At 66.4% G+C, this 3,422-nt stretch carries 2 protein-coding genes and 2 pseudogenes; 2 read left to right on the top strand and 2 right to left on the bottom strand.

Annotation, left to right across the window (positions count from 1 at the left end; genetic code table 11):
• Positions 1–116: 116 nt before the first annotated feature.
• Both JCM19049_RS10010 and JCM19049_RS10005 read right to left on the bottom strand, forming a co-directional pair.
• A pseudogene (locus tag JCM19049_RS10010) lies at positions 117–796 on the bottom strand (winged helix-turn-helix domain-containing protein).
• Positions 793–2,021, bottom strand: a pseudogene (locus JCM19049_RS10005) (sensor histidine kinase). The pseudogenes JCM19049_RS10010 and JCM19049_RS10005 overlap by 4 nt, the downstream one beginning before the upstream one ends.
• Positions 2,022–2,196: 175 nt before the next feature.
• On the opposite strand from JCM19049_RS10005, the gene phoU reads away from it, so the two are divergent.
• A complete protein-coding gene (phoU, locus tag JCM19049_RS10000; protein WP_054821512.1) occupies positions 2,197–2,847 on the top strand; it encodes a phosphate signaling complex protein PhoU in 651 nt (216 codons plus the stop codon).
• 144 nt (positions 2,848–2,991) lie between these two features.
• On the top strand, positions 2,992–3,282 hold the full coding sequence (locus JCM19049_RS09995) for a hypothetical protein (protein ID WP_054821511.1): 291 nt from the start codon (positions 2,992–2,994) through the stop codon (positions 3,280–3,282).
• The last annotated feature ends 140 nt before the right edge of the window (positions 3,283–3,422 follow it).

Here is a 3,422-nt window from a genome sequence, read left to right as displayed (position 1 = left end):
CCCCGGTGGGCAGCGACGGTGCGCTGCCCGAGCGCGCCAGGGCCCTTGCACGGCATTGGGCCGCCGGCACCTTGTGTCGACGGCCCAATGCTGCGGATCCACCCGGGCGGTCGGGTTTACACCGTGAACTTGTAGCCCAGTCCACGCACCGTCACCAGGTGCGCCGGGGCGGCCGGGTCCGTCTCAATCTTCGAACGCAACCGCTTGACGTGCACGTCCAGGGTCTTGGTGTCGCCCACGTAGTCGCTGCCCCACACCCGGTCGATCAGCTGGCCGCGGGTGAGCACCCGTCCGGCGTTGCGCAGCAGCATTTCCAGCAGTTCGAATTCCTTGAGCGGCATCGCGATTTCCTCGTTGTTCACGGACACCACGTGGCGTTCCACATCCATGCGCACCGGCCCGGCGGTGACCACGTTGGTCAGCAGCTCCTCGCTTTCGCCCTGGCGGCGCAGCACGGCCCGGATCCGGGCCAGCAGCTCGCGCGAGGAATAGGGTTTGGTGACATAGTCATCGGCCCCCAGTTCCAGGCCCACCACCTTGTCGATCTCCGAGTCCTTGGCGGTCAGCATGATCACCGGCACCTGGCTGGTGGCCCGGATCTGGCGGATCACCTCGGTTCCCGGCTGCCCCGGGAGCATCAGGTCCAGCAGGACCAGGTCCGCCCCGTGACGCTCAAATTCGGTAACCGCGGTGATCCCGTCATCGGCGATGCGTACCTCGAAGCCTCACGCTCCAGCAGGTAGGAGAGCGGGTCGGACAGCGACTCCTCATCCTCGACGATCAAAATCCGGGTCATCGGTTTCCTCCTTCACGCCCGCCCTCGGCGGTCGCGCTAGTTCCACTGGCGGAGCGCACAACCGGCTCCTCCAAATCAAGATCCTGCTCATCCAAGGTCGGGATGCGCAGGGTGAACGTTGATCCCTGTCCCTCCTGGGACCACAGCGAGACCTCCCCGCCGTGGTTGGCCAGCACGTGCTTGACGATGCTCAGCCCCAGCCGGTGCCCCCGGTCTGGCGGGAACGGGCCGAATCCACCCGGTAGAAGCGTTCGAACACCCGTTCCTGCTCCTCCGCGGAGATGCCCGGGCCCTGGTCGGTCACGGAGATCAGGGCGAACCCGTCCCGCTCGCGCAGCCCCACCCCGACGGCGCTGTGCTCCGGGGAGTAGCGGATGGCGTTGTCGATCAGATTGCGCAGCGCGGTCATCAGCAGGTCCGCGTCCCCGTGCACGGGGGCCTGAACCTGGCCGCCCACCGAGATCGTGATGTTGCGTTCCTCGGCCAGCAGCTTGTTGCGGTCCACCGCCTCGGCCACCACGGCGGCCACCTGCACCTGCTCCCCGTGCACGATTGCGTCGCTGCTTTGCAGCCGGGAGAGCTCGATGATGTCCTGCACCAGTGCTGAGAGCCGGGAGGATTCCTTGTGCAGCCGACCGGTGAAGCGGCGCACCGCCACCGGGTCGTCGGCTCCGTCCTCGATCGCCTCGGCGAGCAGGGAAATCGCCCCGACCGGGGTCTTCAGTTCGTGGGACACGTTGGCCACGAAGTCGTTGCGCATCGCCTCGGTGCGGGTGATCTCGGTGCGGTCATCGGCCAGCAGCAGGATGTACTCCTCCCCCAGCGGTGCCACCCGGGTGTGCACCACCAGCGCTCCTGGACCCATGGCCCCGCGCTGCAGCTCAAACTGGCTTTCGGTGATCACCCCGTCATCACGGACCCGGCGCACCATGTTGGCCAACTGTTCGTGAACCAGGGTGTGTCCGCGCACCAGCCCATAGGCGTAGGCGGCCGGGTTGGCGCGCACCACCCCGTCAACGTCATCAAGCACCACGAAGGCGCGGCCGATCACCGAGAGCACCGCGGCGGCCCCCTCGGGCAGCGTCGGTTCATCCACGGCCGGCAGCTGGGCCGAACGGCGTTGGGCGAAAAAGTATGCCAGGACGCCGACAACACCGAGGGCCAGGCCGATCAGGCCGGCGATCAGGGTTGGAAAGACTTCGTTCACCCCTTCAGGTATCGGCATTAACCGGTGGTGAAGCGCCGGATGTCGCCGGATTTCCCGCTTCGGGTGTGGTGTTCACCAAACGTTCACCTTTGGCTCCTGCACAGTTAAGCTGGTGCTGTCAGGCTTGTTCACGATCCCTCCGCCATGCCCGAAAACGGGCTGGAACGCCTAGGACCCGAAAGGACGTACGCGAGTGCGCAAAGTATTTCAGGCTGATCTGCAGCAGATCGGCGAAGACCTCATTGAGATGTCACAGCGGGTGGCCGAGGCGATGGAACGCGCATGGGACTCGCTGGCCAACGCGGATGTGGACCTGGCCCAGGAGGTCATTGCCGAAGACGCGAAGATTGACTTCCTGCAGACCCAGCTCGATGAGCGGGCCATTGACACCCTGGCCCTGCAGGGGCCGGTAGCCAGCGACCTGCGCATGATTGTCGGTTCGCTGCGCATGAGCGCCTCGCTGGAACGGATGGGCGACCTGGCCCGGCACCTGGCCCAGCTGGCGCGCCTGCGCTTCCCCAAGCGGGCGGTGCCCTCGGCAATTTCCGAGACCTTCAGCAAGATGGCCCAGCTGGACATCCGCATTGCCCGGGAACTGGGCCGGCTGCTGGACACCCGCGACCTGGCCATCGCCAGCCAGATCATTGAGCTGAACCGCGAACTGGACAAGCTGCACTCCTCGGTCTTCCAGGTCATTGCCGAGGAAAACTGGCAGGAGGACGCCCCCACCACCGTGGACGTGTCGCTGACCAGCCGCTACCTGGAGCGCTTTGGTGATCACGGCGTCTCGGTGGCACGCAAGGTCACCTACCTGGTCACCGGCGAGTGGGAGCCCCAGGGCTAGGTTCCACCCGGCACGCAAGACAGCACCATGCCACGGTCCGGCATCTCCCGAACGGGGTGCCGGACCGTGGCATTTGCCCATCGCCGCCGCCCACCGGGTCAATGACATACTGGAGACGAACCTAGCCTGCGCCAAGGAGTATTGATGAGCAACGAATCAGAGATGGAACTGTTCTCCCGGATCCTGCTGCATTTCACCTTTGACGGGATCAGCCCGGCCCTGCGGGAACCGGAGGGCATCGCAGCCGAAGCCCGTGAAGGCATCACCCTGCTGCGCGCGCTGGCCGACCGCGGACACCGCGAGAACGCCCGGGATCTGACCGAACAGGCCCTGAGCCAAATCAACGAGGCCTCCCAGCTGCCCGAGGCCCCCGCGTCCGTCTTCGCCCAAATCACCAACGAACTGCTCGAGCTGCACACCGAACTCTCGACCTGAGCATGGCCCGGACACACTCCGAGGCCCGCACCCCGGTCAGCGCCCTGGACCAGGACCTTGCCCAGCTGCTTGGCTCCTTCGACCTGCGCCGGGCCGCGGCAGCGCCCCGCGGGCCAGCGGCACGTCAGTGGCTGCAGGAC

Source organism: Arthrobacter sp. JCM 19049 (genome assembly GCF_001310435.1).
The sequence above is the reverse complement of the archived record's forward strand: the minus strand, read 5'-3'. Positions and strand labels throughout refer to the sequence as shown.